Raw genomic sequence first — 14,520 nt, forward strand, 5'->3', positions numbered from 1 at the left:
CTGACATACTCTAGTAAAAAGTAAAAAGTAAAAAGTAAAAAAGGTTCTTGGCGTATTTAAGTAGTGCTAGCTACTTTCTAATGTTTCATTCCCTGAGACTAAATCATTATTTCGTTCATTTTTAATTAATATCTTTGCTAAGAGTAAACCCAGCTCAAATAATAGCCACATAGGAATCGCCAACAACAGCATTGATACACCATCAGGCGGTGTCACTACCGCGGCGATCCCAAAACAGCCGACTATGATATAACGACGCTTATCTTCTAAAATTTGAGTAGAAACGATTCCGGCCATTATCAGCAATAAGGTAACCACTGGAATCTCAAAAGTCAGTCCAAACACCATAAATAGCTTGAGGGCAAAGCTCAGATAACTGTCAATATCGGTCATTGGTATAACGTTCTGCGGAGCGAACATAATAAAAAATTTCAATACCCCTTTGAGTACGACAAAGTAGGAAAAAGCAACACCAGCATAAAATAGAAATATCGAAGATAGCAGTACAGGAATGGCAATTTTCTTCTCTTTTTTATATAAGCCGGAAGCTACAAATGACCAAATTTGATACAGGATATAAGGCATTGCTAAAAATGCGGCGACGAATATCGTTAAGCGAATGGGTGCCATAAAGTTTGACGTTATATCAGTGGCAATCATGGTCGAATTGATGGGTAACTGCGCCACTAATGGGTCTGATAAAAGATTATAAAGCTCGCGTGAAAATCCCACCAATACTAAGAATATAATTAAGACGACCACGCATATTCTTATTAAGTGCGTACGCAGCTCGATTAAATGTCCGGTAATAGGCATATCGCCAAGCGTACCTAACGTATCTCCAGACTCACTATTCTGTGTTGTATCTGTTGGCGCCTCAAACTCTATATCTGTTATTTTTTCTTGTCGACTTTTTTGCCGTTTAAATAGGCTCACTGATCCGCCTCCTGTTTAATGAACGAGGAGGTAGTATTCTGTTGATGGTCTTTATCATAAGGGGTGATTGACTGATGTGAAGCGTCTAGGCTTTGGTTCTGTGACTGCTCAAACTTTTGCATACTGCCACGCATTTCTGCTAATTCGCGCTTCATATCCGACTCGGTCTGACGGATTTTCGCAAGTTCATTTTGCATTTGTTGACGTGTTTCAGCTAGATCAAGCTCAGCTTCTATTTCAGATTGTAGAGTGGATACTGTACGGCGCAGTTTGGCATACCATTGCCCAGCGGTACGTGCGGCTTGCGGCAGTTTTTCTGGGCCCAATACGATTAAAGCAATGACGCCAAACAAGAGTAATTCGGAAAACCCAATATCAAACATAACAGTCACATATATTAATAGACTACTTAGTGCCGCTATTTATAAGCGGCGCGCTTCATACTTTAGGCTGGTCATCAGTGGAAATAGGGCTGATTTCCATATCATCAGCCTGATTACCTACACGCGTATTTAAATCATTACTTGCAGCTGGCGTACTATTTTCATGGCTAAGCACATGATTTTTGCGAGCATTCTCGGGTTCTTCATCTTTGACCGCTTCTTTAAAACCCTTCACCGCACCGCCTAAATCTTTACCTACATTTTTAAGCTTGGCAGTACCAAATACGACCACCACTACGACCAATAAAATCAGCCAATGTGTAATAGAAAAGCTGCCCATAACGGTATCCTTATATTTTGTGATCTTGTTTAGACCAGTATGTGTCAGTGTGCTTTAGAACACTTTTTACCGTACCAGAATTATAGTTTCAAACGGCGCAATCGCAGCGCGTTAGCAATCACCGAGAATGACGACAAGCTCATCGCTGCCGCTGCTATCATCGGACTGAGCAGAAGCCCAAATGTGGGATAGAGCACACCTGCGGCAATAGGAACACCAAGTGCATTGTAGATAAAGGCAAAAAACAGATTCTGTCTGATATTGCGCATGGTGGCGTGGCTAAGCTTATAAGCTTTGGCAATGCCCATTAAATCACCTTTTAGCAGGGTAATGCCCGCACTCTCCATCGCCACATCGGTACCGGTTCCCATAGCGATACCAACATTAGCTTGCGCTAGCGCTGGTGCGTCGTTGATACCATCACCCGCCATAGCGACCAATTTACCGCTGTCTTGCATTTCTTTGACGATACGGTTTTTATCCTCTGGTGAGACATCCGCATGAACTTCATCAATACCTAGTTTATTGGCGACTGCCTGCGCGGTTTTTTCGTTGTCACCGGTTAGCATCACAACTTTTAAACCTGCGTCATGAAGCAGTGAAATAGCCTCTTTAGTGCTTGGTTTAATAGGGTCAGCAACTGAAATAATACCAGCAGCTTTACCGTCTATAGCCACAAACATTACCGTTTCACCGTCTTTTCTACGGACATCAGCTTTAGTGGACAGCTCATTATCAAAACTATTTAGGCTTTCCATAAGCTTAGAGTTACCAATAGCGACTTTCTTACCATCGACCACGGCTTGTACGCCTTCGCCAGTAGTCGAATTAAAGTCAGTAGCTTTAGGAATAATGAGTGATCTTTCTTGAGCTGCTCTAACGATAGCTTCTGCTAAAGGATGCTCGCTAGCGCTTTCTACTGAGGCTACCAATGCGAGGAACTCGTCTTCATCTTGACCTACCTGCGCATCAATTGCGGTAAGCTCGGGCTTACCAGCGGTCAGTGTTCCGGTCTTGTCGACGACAATGGTATCGACTTTTTCCATACTCTCTAACGCTTCAGCATTTTTGATGAGGACGCCGTTTTGCGCGCCTTTGCCGGTACCAACCATAATGGACATCGGCGTCGCTAGACCAAGGGCACAAGGACAAGCAATAATCAGTACCGCAATCGCGTTAACCAAGGCATAGGCCATAGCGGGCTCAGGGCCGAATATCGCCCAGACAATAAAGGTAATGACGGAGCAAATAAGCACGATCGGTACGAACCACCCAGCTACCTTATCTACCAATTTCTGTATAGGTGCGCGGCTACGCTGGGCTTCAGCAACCATTTGTACAATTTTAGATAATACTGAATCTGCTCCAACATTGACCGCTTCGACTAATAGCGTTCCGGTGCCATTTACCGTACCACCAGTCACTGTATCTCCTGCTACTTTTGATACAGGGATTGGCTCACCCGTCACCATTGATTCATCAACATTACTATTACCATCGATCACTGTACCATCTACGGGTAGTTTCTCACCTGGTTTAACCCGTAGCTTATCGCCAGTGACGACCTCATCAAGCGAGACTTCGACTTCTTCACCGTTTTCATCGACACGTCTTGCGGTTGGTGGTGCGAGCTCAAGCAAAGCTCTAATCGCACCTGAAGTTTGACTTCTAGCTTTGAGCTCTAATACTTGACCCAGTAGCACCAAGGTCACAATGACCGCTGCCGCTTCATAGTAGACTCCGACTTGACCAGAGGCATCTCTGAAACTGTCTGGGAAAATATCGGGAAAAAAGGTCGCGACAATACTAAAAATATAAGCAGCGCCTACGCCTATCGCAATCAAGGTAAACATATTTAGATTGCGGCTTTTTATAGACTGCCAGCCACGGACGAAAAACGGGGCGGCGCCCCAAAGCACTACAGGGGTCGCGAGCACTAACTCAGCCCATTGTAAGATCTTTGAGGAGATACCATACTGACTAAAATTAACTACGTTTAAGTCAAACATACCGCTCATCACATATATTAATAGCGGTACAGTCAACACGGTACATATCCAAAAACGACGAGTCATGTCGTCAAGCTCTGAGGTGTCCTCTTCACCGATAGTAAGCGTTTCGGGCTCAAGCGCCATACCACATATCGGACAACCGCTATTTCTAACGTCTCTCACTTCAGGATGCATAGGACAGGTATATACCGTGCCATCGTAATCAGCAGGTACTTTATCGTATTTACCGCCTTTAACAGATTTTACTCCGCTACTATCAGTATCCTTTCCATGACAGCTAGCGTGACTATCATCTTTAGCAACTTCGTCTTCAGGTTTAAGAAACATGCCACATATTGGGCAGTCACTTTTTTCAACATCTCTTACTTCTGGATGCATAGGACAAATATAGACCGTACCGCTATAATTTTCCGGTATCTTGTCGTACTTATCGTCTTCGACAGAATTTACCTCATTACTATTATTAGCATCCGCTCCATGACAATGCGCATGACTATCTTCATGGTTGTTGGATTCAGCAACCTCGTCTTCAGGTTTAAGAAACATGCCGCATATCGGACAATCGCTCTTTTCAGTATCTCTAACCTCAGGATGCATCGGGCAGATATAAACCGTACCACTATAATTTTCTGGTACTTTATCGTACTGACCACCTTTGATAGATTTTTCATCGGCAATATGTTTCATAAAACCACTCCTTGAAGACAATAAATATTTATAATAAGTACAACTCTTAAAGCACTATCATCAATCCTCGATTGCTATTCATCTAATCATTAATCTAAAAACCTCTAAAAAATAATTTCTATACTTTTCAATTGGAATTTAGTTTTTATCACGCAAATACTTGAGCAGTGCCATGATTGTTAGTACTAGTACTGCGCAAAATAGTAGCGCAAACAACAAGCAGAGAGCCATCCAACCCCAACCCATGCCTTCCATCATAGTATTTCTCCAAGACTCATAGCACTCATATTGACAGTGGTGGGCGAGCGTATACTTTTAGATGCTTACTATCACTCAAGAATAGCAATCGACAGATATTGAACATTTCGATATAGGAATAAGAGGTTTTGAAATAAGAACAGTAAAACAAAGAGCAGTTACTGCAGTTGAAGGGGTAGGTAAAAAATCACATTAATTATCTGTGCAATCTGTCCTTTTAAGGTAAAGGTACCAGCGAAGACTATAGCGCTGATACCAGGTATCACCATTTTTTCATAATCAATTTCTTAGCTTGCCATACCTCTATATATAGCCGTCTATTCGAGCTCTTCAATAAGCGCTTGCATCTCAGCGATTTCACGCTTTTGCGCTTTAATAATATCGTCAGCGAGCTGTTGTACTCTAGGGTCTTCAATATCTGCTCTTGAGCTCGTCAAAATGGCAATCGAGTGATGAGGTATCATGGCTTGCATCCAATCGACTTGATCAACCGTTGCTTGGGAACGCACACCCCAAATACCTACAGCAAACATTACTACACTTATTCCATAAACCAGTAGATTTACCTTGGTCTTCTTATACATATTACCCATAAAGGCCAGCATAATGACGGCCATACCGGCACCCATGTAGAGCGCCATATAAGCTCGGGTCTCACTAAAATAAACATGATCCAATTGATAGGTATTAAAATACATCATGATAAACATTACAATCGTAGACGTCAGAATCATCAAAGTGAACTTCACATAAGGATTCATGCCCTGTTGATGGCTTTGATGATTCATGCTGTTTTGATCAGAAGTATTCATAATATATCTCCTATAATTTTGACAATGTTAGAACCAGAATTTAACACCGGCAGTCAAACTACTGCTATCAACCGATTCATTTTCTTGACGCCGCTGGTCACGCGCACTGCCAAGAGCCGTCTCATAGCTCACACCGACGTAAGGTGCCAGTTGACGACCTAAGGTTTCATAAGTCAGTCTAACTTCAGTCTCTAATTCATTGAATCCCTTGGTGATATGATTGTCAATATCGTCTTTACTAAAAGCTGACAGACCAACTTCCGGTATCACAACCCAGTGCTGACTCAAACGCCATTCATATTCTGCACCAAGATCAAGCCTAACTTGACCATCGGTGTAGAGATATGCTCTAGCATCTGTTTCAATAAAGTAAGGCATTGTGCCGACAATACCGGCCATAATGGCAGGCTTATCATTCTTGGTATCATAGGCGACCCCTGCTTCGCCATTCCAAAAAATACTTAGCGGCTTCCAGTAAGACAATGAGGTCAGACTATCAATGTCTTTCTCATCTTTGGTCTGAACACTACCTTCACTACGTAAAGATAGACGGCGCTCATCTAGGCCATACCAAGCACTAACCTCATAATTAATCTGATCGTCATCAAACTGATAGCCTAAATCGTCTACAGAAACGCCCCATAATGGCATATCACCCATCATCATAGGCTGACCATAGCGTCCATAGGGAACACCGTTTGAATAGTCAGGACTGCGAGCATCAGCTGGAGCTTTACCACCTTGCATACCTGACATATCCATACTGCCATGGTCCATGCCTGACATATCCATGCCACTGTGATCCATATCCGACATGCCCATACCAGACATATCCATTTTGCTATGATCCATATCCGACATGCCCATACCAGACATATCCATTTTGCTGTGATCCATATCCGACATGTCCATACCAGACATATCCATTTTGCTGTGATCCATATCCGACATGTCCATACTACTATGGTCCATATCTGACATAGTCATGTCTTTTTTAGCAGTGGCAGGGTCAGCAGCATTAGCAAATGATGATGCTAGTAATACCAATGATGATACCCCAGCGAACCGTAAACCCACTTTATGTATTTTCATCTCATCTCTCACCTATCAACCAAAGATTTGCTTAAACGACCGCCACTTCTCTGAACATACCGGCTTCCATATGATAGAGCAGATGACAATGCCATGCCCATCGACCAGCTTCTCCTGTGACATCAAAGCTAATTTTTTGAGCTGGTTGCACCATCATAGTATGCTTGCGCACCTGAAACTCACCGTTAGGCATGCGCAAATCGCTCCACATCCCATGTAAATGCATCGGATGATTCATCATCGTGTCATTGACTAAGGTAATACGCACGCGCTCACCCGGCTTGATATTGACCGGCGTGGCCTCACTGAACTTAACCCCATCAAACGCCCAAATATAGCGCTCCATGTTACCGGTTAAATGTAGCTCGATCTCTCGGGTAGGCTTGCGCTGCTCCGCAAATATTGCCTCATCGACAGAGCGTAGCTGACTATAATTCAATACCTCTCTATTAATATTGCGCAGGTTGATACCTGGATCGTCAAGGTTCATACGTGGACTGTCCACACGCATATCAGACTTAAAGTCATATTCTGTTTTAGCGTGCTTAGCTTTATAACCATTAGCACCCATAGCACCCATCATATCTGCCATGGTGAGCCATTCAATTTTGTCCATAGCAGGCGTTGCCGCACGAGCACCTTCTTTGGTGGCAAGCGTTGCTGCGACATAGCCCGAACGGTCTATGTTTTGGGCAAATATGGTATGCGCATCTTTGGTCGGGGTGACAATGACATCATAGGTCTCAGCCACGCCAATACGAAAATCATCAATAGCGACTGGTGCGACATCATTACCATCCGTTGAGACGACTGTCATTTTAAGACCGGGTATGCGTACATCAAAGATGGTTTGCGCTGAGGCATTGATAAAGCGTAATTTAACGCGCTGTCCTGCTTTGACGATTTGCGCCCAATTAGCTGCGGTCGTTTTGCCATTGATAAGGTAGGTAAATGTGTTTTCACCCGACAAGTCCGTAAAATCAGTGGGCATCATGCGCATCTGATTCCACATTTTGCGCTTATCAAACGCGGTTTTCATATCCGTTTCGGCAATATCAGCAAGCAGTTTTTTGAAGTCTGGTAGATGGTAGTTGTCAAAGTCGGCGCGCTGTTTGAGCAGCTTCAAGAGATTATGCGGGTTGCGGCTGGTCCAATCACTAAGCACGATCACATGGTCTTCGTCGATAGGATGACGCTCACGCCCTTTAGGTTCAATCACAATGGCACCCAGCATACCGGTTTGTTCTTGGAACCCACTGTGTGAGTGATACCAATAAGTGCCTGATTGTTTTAATTTGAATTTATAAGTAAAGGTGCTGTTCGCAGGAATGCCATCAAAGCTAATGCCCGGCACCCCATCCATCTCAAACGGTACTAGTAGTCCATGCCAATGGATAGAGGTTGATTCATCCATCTGATTATGAACACGTATCACCACCGTATCGCCTTCACGCATTTTTAGCGTCGGTGCTGGTAGTGAATCATTGATGAGCGTCGCCATGCTCTTTTTGCCGTTCACAATAGCGGACTGTTTACTGACGTATAAATCAAACTCTTTCCCTGTCAATACAGGTACTTTATGAACGTTTTGATCACTATTAATAGTAGCGCCCTGACTGCCTGAGCGACTCGATTGTCCCAATGCGCTACTAGCAATAGTCGGCATCAAGGAGGCACCAAGGACAGCAGAGGATCCGGTTAAAAAACGTCGGCGGTTCAGTATGTTCTTTTTATTCATAATGATAACCTGATTTAATTTGAGAGATGGTGGTTAAGCTTATAGTTATAATATTTTCGATATTTAACAGAATCTATTCACATCTAAGCCAACACTACAGCTGCTGCTGAGGAGACTCAATAGCAGCATAGACTTCTGTGGTGCCGTCTTTATTAAGCTGCATTACCTTATAAGGCATGAATTTACCTTCATACTCCATACCGGGGCTACCAACCGGCATACTCGGTACGGCAAGTCCAATAGCTTGTGCAGGAGGATTTGCTAAGAATTCAGCCATGTGTTTAGCAGGGACATGCCCTTCAAAGACAAAACCGTCGGTGGTAACGGTGGTATGACAAGAGCGCATTTGCTGTGGTACGCCATAACGCTCCTTAAATAAGGATAGATCTTCCACATCGTGCGTGGTTGCACTTAATCCATTGTTTTTTGCATAGCCTACCCATTCTTTACAGCAGCCGCAGTTGGCATCTTTATAAACCGTGGCTGAGACGTTTTTGAGTAATGATGACGAGCTGTTAACGGGAGCATTTGTAGGAGCAGAACTTTCATTTTGTACTTGTGCATTCTGGGTAGCAGACTGTTCAACCTTTACTGGTTGAGAATCAGAGCCACTGGTATTAGATTGGCTGCAAGCGGCTAGCGTTAACGAGAGTGACGATGTCACCACCAATAAAAGGACACGACCGGATAACCAGCTATGTCCATTAGAAAGCACATGTGTGTAATGTCTCATTAAATTACTCCTAAACGTCTATTGTTATGCTCGATATTCTAAAAACTTACACCCTATATTTGAATTCTTATGTACTTAACTAAAAACATTAAATGCAGCACTGTTCAGTACTGCATTATTAATAGCGACAACCGTGAGTTAGGAGGCTTTCATATCTAGAAAGTATTAATGCTGCATTCCAGATCCATCATCCGACATATTCATACCCATATCACCACCATCTGACATATTCATATCACCGTCAAATGACATGTCCATCATATCGCCATCTATCCTAGTGGTTAGCATCGTGTATTGGCTTTCATCTAATTCAGGTAACGATCTAATGAAGGCTACCATTGCCCACATTCTACCGTCATCATGGGACGCGCCCCACGCAGGCATTCCAGATGCCATAATACCGTGCTTGATTGCCCAAAAGCTTTGCTTTGCACCGTCTTCTGTTTGATAACGTTTGACAATATCAGCCTTGGTAAAGTTGGGCGGCTTTGGATATAAGCTCTCACTAAAGTCAGTTTGTGCCACTCCCGGAGACAAGTGACAGCCTGCACACATATCCTTATAGTCCGCGCCACCAGAACTGATTAGCTCAACCTTCTCTAAATCTGGTACCACAATATCTTTACTGGCATTTTCTATGGAACGATTGCGAGCAGTTTCTAAAAAGCTAAACATCATTGGGCTATGCTCTTGGTCAGCTCCCACATTGACAACGCCACTAGTAACAACCGCAAACACGCTAACGATTGCCACAAATACGGTAAAGAGCGCACCCAATAAAAATTTCATATGTTTTCCTAAAAATTTATTTCCGTTAAGTGTTGACTGCTATTTAACAGAGCTAAAATTTTTAAGATTTACTGTCGTTAGTAACGCAGTGTTTTTGGTACATTTGCTTCATTTTACCCATGTTAGCCATCATCGCTTTCATGGCAGGATCGCTCATGTCCATCTTGCTATGATCCATTTTTCCCATCATATCCATATGCTTTTGCATTTTTTCACAGTTCATTTGATCTTTTTCAGCATGCATTTTAGGGTCATGCGCCATAGCTGAGGTCGATACGACAAGAGCGATGGCCGTCATTGCGATTGATTTAGACAGTAATTTAAATTGTGACATGATTAATTCCTATTGTTTGGATTAAAGGCTATTGAGTTCAATAGCTGTTAAACCAGCCTAAATGATACATTAATCATTCTGACTGGTAGATGACGTTAAGATTACAATGCTGTCATTCTCACCGCTTTAGATTTTAATGCGCGATATATTCATTTAATATGGCTTCAGCATTTCTATCACGATCGCTACCATATTTTTTCACAAAATACTTTTCAGACTGCAAGTGTTGATCTTGATGCTGTACCTGACACGCGACTCTCGCATCAACATAGCCTTTCATTTGCGCGCTAGAAATCTGTGCATCGTTATGATCTGCGTTCTTTGCAAAACTAGTGAGCGCATCACAATTACCGAGAACAGAAGCATCTAAGTTTGTGGTATGCGCATTGGCCGCTGACATGCCCACTAACATCGATACTGAAAGCAAAGCTGCTTTTTTTAATGAACTATAATTTTTCATATAAGACCCTTTAAAGATAAATAACAAACTGTTTAAGTAGGATAATTGCTTTACTCGTAGAGGCAGTCTGTATCAGAGACAAGCCAATATGCGGCGTTGATTTAGAATACTAAATGGTGGCTGACAGCTAGATGACACGGATATTACATGTTCGTTAGGAACAGCATAATATTGTCATCTTCTTGTCATTAAAACCAAATACCAGCATCTGTCTCTATCCAAAGAACACTGTTATAACAAGGGTTCCTGATAAATATATGGCTGATAAGCTAACAATGTTAGTGATACGCTGTTGACAACTATAATGATATAAAGGTAAGCAACGATGAAAGTACTGTTAGTAGAAGATGAGAAAAACCTTGGAGAATATATTAAGAAAGGCTTAACTGAGGCCGGTTTCATCGTGGATCATCACATGACAGGTTTAGATGGCTATCATGCGTTAATGACTGAAGATTTTAGTGTGGTTTTGATGGATGTCATGCTACCTGACGTCAGTGGCTTTGAGTTGGTACAGCGCTACCGAGCTGCTGGAAAGCATACGCCAGTTTTATTTTTAACGGCTAAAGATGATTTAAGCGATCGGATCAAAGGTATTGAAATTGGTGGCGATGATTATCTGACCAAGCCTTTTGCTTTTGCTGAACTGATTGTTAGAATAAAAAGCCTATTGCGCCGTGCCAATCAATCTGATTATAAAAGCTCGGTCATACACATAGCTGATCTGAAAATGGATATTGCCAAACGCACCGTTCATAGAGGCAACACTAATATAAAATTGACTGCTAAAGAGTTTGCTTTATTACAACTTTTCTTAGAACGTCAAGGTGAGGTACTGCCGCGCACTGTGATCGCCTCGCAAGTATGGGATATAAACTTTGAGAGTGATACGAATGTCATTGACGTGGCTATAAGGCGCTTGCGGATAAAAATTGATGATGGATTTGATATAAAGCTGATTCATACGGTACGCGGAATGGGCTACAAGTTAGAGCCACTGGCTGTCGACGTGGATAGTGGCATGGGCGACGATAGTATTAATAAAGACAGTCTGACATCAAATGAGACATAAATCTAAGAATCGGCGTTGGTCACTGTTATGGCGAACTATTTTTTTACTGACATTGTTCGTTATTATCTCTCAGGTTATTATCTACGCATGGGTTCAGCGCTCTGTGAGTGGACACTTTGAGCAAATGGACTCAGAAATCCTTACTCATGCAGCTTTTAACCTGCGCAAACGTATGGTTAGTTTGGAAGATCACATAGAACCATTCACAGTATCAAAGTCGCAAGCGCTAATTGATGCCAATCATCTACATTCTTCTTGGCTGGATTATGATTTAAAAACCTTAGTATCAGATAAAAATGGCAAATTATTATCCAGCGATCCCAGTAATTTCATCAATGATCTACCGGCAGATTTTAGCTTGTTACAACTATTGCAGGACTATCGCGATCAGCAGTTTATGATCAAGATAAATAATAGGCATTACCGAGCCATTATCATTACACATCAAGAGGTTTTGGCATTTATTGCTCTACCTATCGATGTGCATAATCAATATCTTATCCAGTTTAATCGCCAGCTGAGCTTGATACTTATCGCCATTACCTTATTATTGGTTTCAGTAGCAGCACTAAGTGTACACTGGGGTTTTGCTCCCCTAGCTACTATCGTACAAAAGATGAAAGGCATTAATCTTCAAAGGTTAGATGAAAGAATTGTGGTTGGCGATATGCCGTTAGAATTACGTCCACTAACGGAGTCTTATAATTCTATGATGGTCAAGCTTGAAAGTAACTTTGAATCATTATCACGGTTTTCAGACAATATCGCCCATGAGCTACGTACGCCAATAGCGACGCTGAGTACGCAAACGCAAGTCATGTTAACTAAGCCAAGAGAAAGCGACGAATACATTGAGCAATTGCATCATCAGCATGATACGTTAAAGCAGTTATCCGCCATGATTAACGATATGTTATTACTGGCAAAAACTCAAAAAGAGCTGAGTGATTCGCAAATCAGTCATGTCGATATAGAGAGCTTGATCACAAAGCTTATAGATTATTATGAGATGATTGCTGAGGATCGTGAGATAATCTTTGAAAAATCGGGTGATTTTAAAACAGTACTAGGTGATAAAGGCTTATTGCAACGGCTGTTTGCCAACCTGATGTCAAATGCGATTTATTATGCGGCTAGTAATAGCACTATTATGATATCCGCTACTGTCCTCACTTCAAGCACCTCGCTTAATGCGCCAAAAGACGATATTCAATCCCCAGAGCAGCTCTGGTTAAGAATAACTATGACCAACCGTCTAGACAAACCATTAAATCAGATTGAAGCCGATAAACTGTTTGAGCGATTCTATCGTCATGATAAAACGAATACGATGCATTCAGGAACAGGCTTAGGCTTATCTATTGTGCAAGCTATCGCCAATGCTCATAATGGCAAAGTTAGTATTACTATCAAAGATGAGTGTCTTTTTGAGGTTGCTGTAAAGTTGTTGATTGCCAGGTAGTAAATACCTTCATACTGTCTATGAACCGCTCAGATTAGATCGAAGGCGAGTTTACTTGGAAGGTCTCTCTATCCATAAGATGAGATTCTGACTTGCGATAGTTGTACTTTTCAATTGTTGGACAAAAAATTTCTTATATAAGCCTATTTCATACATTCTATTACCAATAATTATGATGCCTTTATGATGATTCATCCTCAGTATGATCCCGTAGCGCTTTCCTTGGGTCCATTGGAAGTGCACTGGTATGGGCTAATGTATTTGCTAGCCTTTGCTGCCGCTTACGGTTTGGCTTGGTATCGCAGTACCAAACGCGACAATTGGACCACCGACATGGTCTCTGACTTAGTCTTTTATGGCGCGCTTGGTGTCATCTTAGGCGGTCGTATTGGCTATGTGCTGTTTTATCAGTTCGGTGAATTACTCCAAAACCCTGCCTATATATTAAAAGTCTGGGAAGGCGGTATGTCTTTCCACGGCGGCTTTATCGGCGTCATGCTAGGTATGTGGTTCTTTGCCCGTAAATATAAAAAGACTACCTTTCAAGTATTCGATTTTATCGTTCCTTGTGTACCAACCGGCTTACTGTTTGGGCGTATCGGCAACTATATCAATGGCGAATTATGGGGTCGCGTCTCAGACGGTGGCTATAACTGGCTGACCTACTTTCCGCAAGCCGCGGCGTTTGATATGGAGCAATTACAGAGCAATCCACAATTGCAAGAATTGATGATTGAAGTCAATGGTCAATACATATTGCCTCGTCATCCATCACAGCTATATGAAGCCTTTGCCGAAGGTCTGCTGCTATTTATATTCTTATGGTGGTATTCATCAAAACCACGTCCACGTATGGCCGCCTCCGCTGTATTCTTACTAGGCTATGGCATCAGCCGCTTTATCATTGAATTCTTCCGCCAGCCAGATGCTGACCAAGGATTCATATTATTAGGTTGGATGACCAAAGGGCAAATCTTAAGCGCGCCGATGATTATCGCCGGCTTAATCATGCTGATTTATGCTTACAAACGCGGTATTTATGATTGGGGTAAGCAGTCTGCATATTAGAAATAAGTGTCGAGGTGCATGAACAAATAAATATAAATGCAGTTCTAACAAGATACATTCCATTTGCAGAATTAATACCTATGTTAGTACAAGGATTTTTATTCCTAAACCTAATTTTTTCATCAGATAGTGGAACTTCAAAAGCTAAAAACAAATTTGGATATGTAACTTTTTATGTCAATGTAACCTATTTTAGATGTTATCTGTCTTTAAAATAACCAATTTCTTAGAAATTAATACAAGGAACTACATGATGTATCGCAACAATTACGTAAGATTACATAGTTCCTTAGCGAATTAAAATTCATATTGACACTATAAATTAGTATATTATTTTAATAATT

Annotated in this window: 14 protein-coding genes; 3 read left to right on the forward strand and 11 right to left on the reverse strand. The window is 41.9% G+C overall.

What is annotated here, in order from left to right; all coding sequences use genetic code 11:
* Positions 1-66: 66 nt before the first annotated feature.
* From tatC to QL982_RS09470, 11 genes are all read right to left on the reverse strand, one after another.
* On the reverse strand, positions 67-936 hold the full coding sequence (gene tatC / locus QL982_RS09420) for a twin-arginine translocase subunit TatC (RefSeq protein ID WP_011959994.1): 870 nt from the start codon (positions 934-936) through the stop codon (positions 67-69).
* Positions 933-1,319, reverse strand: a complete 387-nt coding sequence (tatB, locus tag QL982_RS09425) for a Sec-independent protein translocase protein TatB (protein WP_036599454.1) — start codon at positions 1,317-1,319, stop codon at positions 933-935. Before tatB ends, tatC begins: the two co-directional genes overlap by 4 nt.
* 55 nt (positions 1,320-1,374) lie before the next feature.
* On the reverse strand, positions 1,375-1,659 hold the full coding sequence (tatA, locus tag QL982_RS09430; protein ID WP_045448085.1) for a Sec-independent protein translocase subunit TatA: 285 nt from the start codon (positions 1,657-1,659) through the stop codon (positions 1,375-1,377).
* Positions 1,660-1,739: 80 nt separating this feature from the next.
* Positions 1,740-4,358, reverse strand: a complete 2,619-nt coding sequence (locus QL982_RS09435) for a copper-translocating P-type ATPase (protein WP_087945736.1) — start codon at positions 4,356-4,358, stop codon at positions 1,740-1,742.
* A 575-nt stretch (positions 4,359-4,933) separates the two neighbouring features.
* A complete protein-coding gene (locus QL982_RS09440; protein ID WP_060492335.1) occupies positions 4,934-5,428 on the reverse strand; it encodes a DUF305 domain-containing protein in 495 nt (164 codons plus the stop codon).
* Between the two features lie 27 nt (positions 5,429-5,455).
* The gene (locus QL982_RS09445) at positions 5,456-6,520 is read right to left on the reverse strand and encodes a copper resistance protein B (protein ID WP_045448088.1); all 1,065 of its coding nucleotides are present in this window, start codon (positions 6,518-6,520) and stop codon (positions 5,456-5,458) included.
* A gap of 31 nt (positions 6,521-6,551) precedes the next feature.
* Positions 6,552-8,258, reverse strand: a complete 1,707-nt coding sequence (locus QL982_RS09450) for a copper resistance system multicopper oxidase (protein WP_045448091.1) — start codon at positions 8,256-8,258, stop codon at positions 6,552-6,554.
* A gap of 94 nt (positions 8,259-8,352) precedes the next feature.
* Complete coding sequence (locus QL982_RS09455; RefSeq protein WP_011959987.1) at positions 8,353-8,991, reverse strand: DUF411 domain-containing protein; 639 nt, start codon at positions 8,989-8,991, stop codon at positions 8,353-8,355.
* A 165-nt stretch (positions 8,992-9,156) separates the two neighbouring features.
* Complete coding sequence (locus QL982_RS09460) at positions 9,157-9,780, reverse strand: cytochrome c (protein ID WP_045448094.1); 624 nt, start codon at positions 9,778-9,780, stop codon at positions 9,157-9,159.
* A 61-nt stretch (positions 9,781-9,841) separates the two neighbouring features.
* A complete protein-coding gene (locus QL982_RS09465) occupies positions 9,842-10,114 on the reverse strand; it encodes a hypothetical protein (RefSeq protein WP_011959985.1) in 273 nt (90 codons plus the stop codon).
* A 133-nt stretch (positions 10,115-10,247) separates the two neighbouring features.
* A complete protein-coding gene (locus tag QL982_RS09470; protein WP_045448097.1) occupies positions 10,248-10,574 on the reverse strand; it encodes a hypothetical protein in 327 nt (108 codons plus the stop codon).
* 325 nt (positions 10,575-10,899) lie between these two features.
* Between QL982_RS09470 and QL982_RS09475 the strand changes: the two genes are divergently transcribed.
* The 3 genes from QL982_RS09475 (at position 10,900) to lgt (ending at position 14,176) form a co-directional block, all read left to right on the forward strand.
* A complete protein-coding gene (locus QL982_RS09475) occupies positions 10,900-11,646 on the forward strand; it encodes a heavy metal response regulator transcription factor (protein WP_045448100.1) in 747 nt (248 codons plus the stop codon).
* Positions 11,636-13,108, forward strand: coding sequence for an ATP-binding protein (locus QL982_RS09480; protein WP_060492334.1), 1,473 nt, complete (start codon positions 11,636-11,638; stop codon positions 13,106-13,108). The genes QL982_RS09475 and QL982_RS09480 overlap by 11 nt, the downstream gene beginning before the upstream one ends.
* A gap of 183 nt (positions 13,109-13,291) precedes the next feature.
* Positions 13,292-14,176, forward strand: a complete 885-nt coding sequence (gene lgt, locus QL982_RS09485) for a prolipoprotein diacylglyceryl transferase (protein WP_011959981.1) — start codon at positions 13,292-13,294, stop codon at positions 14,174-14,176.
* Positions 14,177-14,520: the final 344 nt, after the last annotated feature.

Source organism: Psychrobacter sp. 5A.1, assembly GCF_030407455.1.
GTDB lineage: Bacteria > Pseudomonadota > Gammaproteobacteria > Pseudomonadales > Moraxellaceae > Psychrobacter.

Bases quoted from the DNA above. Each gene is read 5' to 3' on its own strand.
- tatB (WP_036599454.1), bottom strand. From the start codon at position 1,319: ATGTTTGATATTGGGTTTTCCGAATTACTCTTGTTTGGCGTCATTGCT.
- tatA (WP_045448085.1), bottom strand. From the start codon at position 1,659: ATGGGCAGCTTTTCTATTACACATTGGCTGATTTTATTGGTCGTAGTG.
- QL982_RS09435 (WP_087945736.1), bottom strand. From the start codon at position 4,358: ATGAAACATATTGCCGATGAAAAATCTATCAAAGGTGGTCAGTACGAT.
- QL982_RS09440 (WP_060492335.1), bottom strand. From the start codon at position 5,428: ATGAATACTTCTGATCAAAACAGCATGAATCATCAAAGCCATCAACAG.
- QL982_RS09445 (WP_045448088.1), bottom strand. From the start codon at position 6,520: ATGAAAATACATAAAGTGGGTTTACGGTTCGCTGGGGTATCATCATTG.
- QL982_RS09450 (WP_045448091.1), bottom strand. From the start codon at position 8,258: ATGAATAAAAAGAACATACTGAACCGCCGACGTTTTTTAACCGGATCC.
- QL982_RS09455 (WP_011959987.1), bottom strand. From the start codon at position 8,991: ATGAGACATTACACACATGTGCTTTCTAATGGACATAGCTGGTTATCC.
- QL982_RS09460 (WP_045448094.1), bottom strand. From the start codon at position 9,780: ATGAAATTTTTATTGGGTGCGCTCTTTACCGTATTTGTGGCAATCGTT.
- QL982_RS09465 (WP_011959985.1), bottom strand. From the start codon at position 10,114: ATGTCACAATTTAAATTACTGTCTAAATCAATCGCAATGACGGCCATC.
- QL982_RS09470 (WP_045448097.1), bottom strand. From the start codon at position 10,574: ATGAAAAATTATAGTTCATTAAAAAAAGCAGCTTTGCTTTCAGTATCG.
- QL982_RS09475 (WP_045448100.1), top strand. From the start codon at position 10,900: ATGAAAGTACTGTTAGTAGAAGATGAGAAAAACCTTGGAGAATATATT.
- QL982_RS09480 (WP_060492334.1), top strand. From the start codon at position 11,636: ATGAGACATAAATCTAAGAATCGGCGTTGGTCACTGTTATGGCGAACT.
- lgt (WP_011959981.1), top strand. From the start codon at position 13,292: ATGATGATTCATCCTCAGTATGATCCCGTAGCGCTTTCCTTGGGTCCA.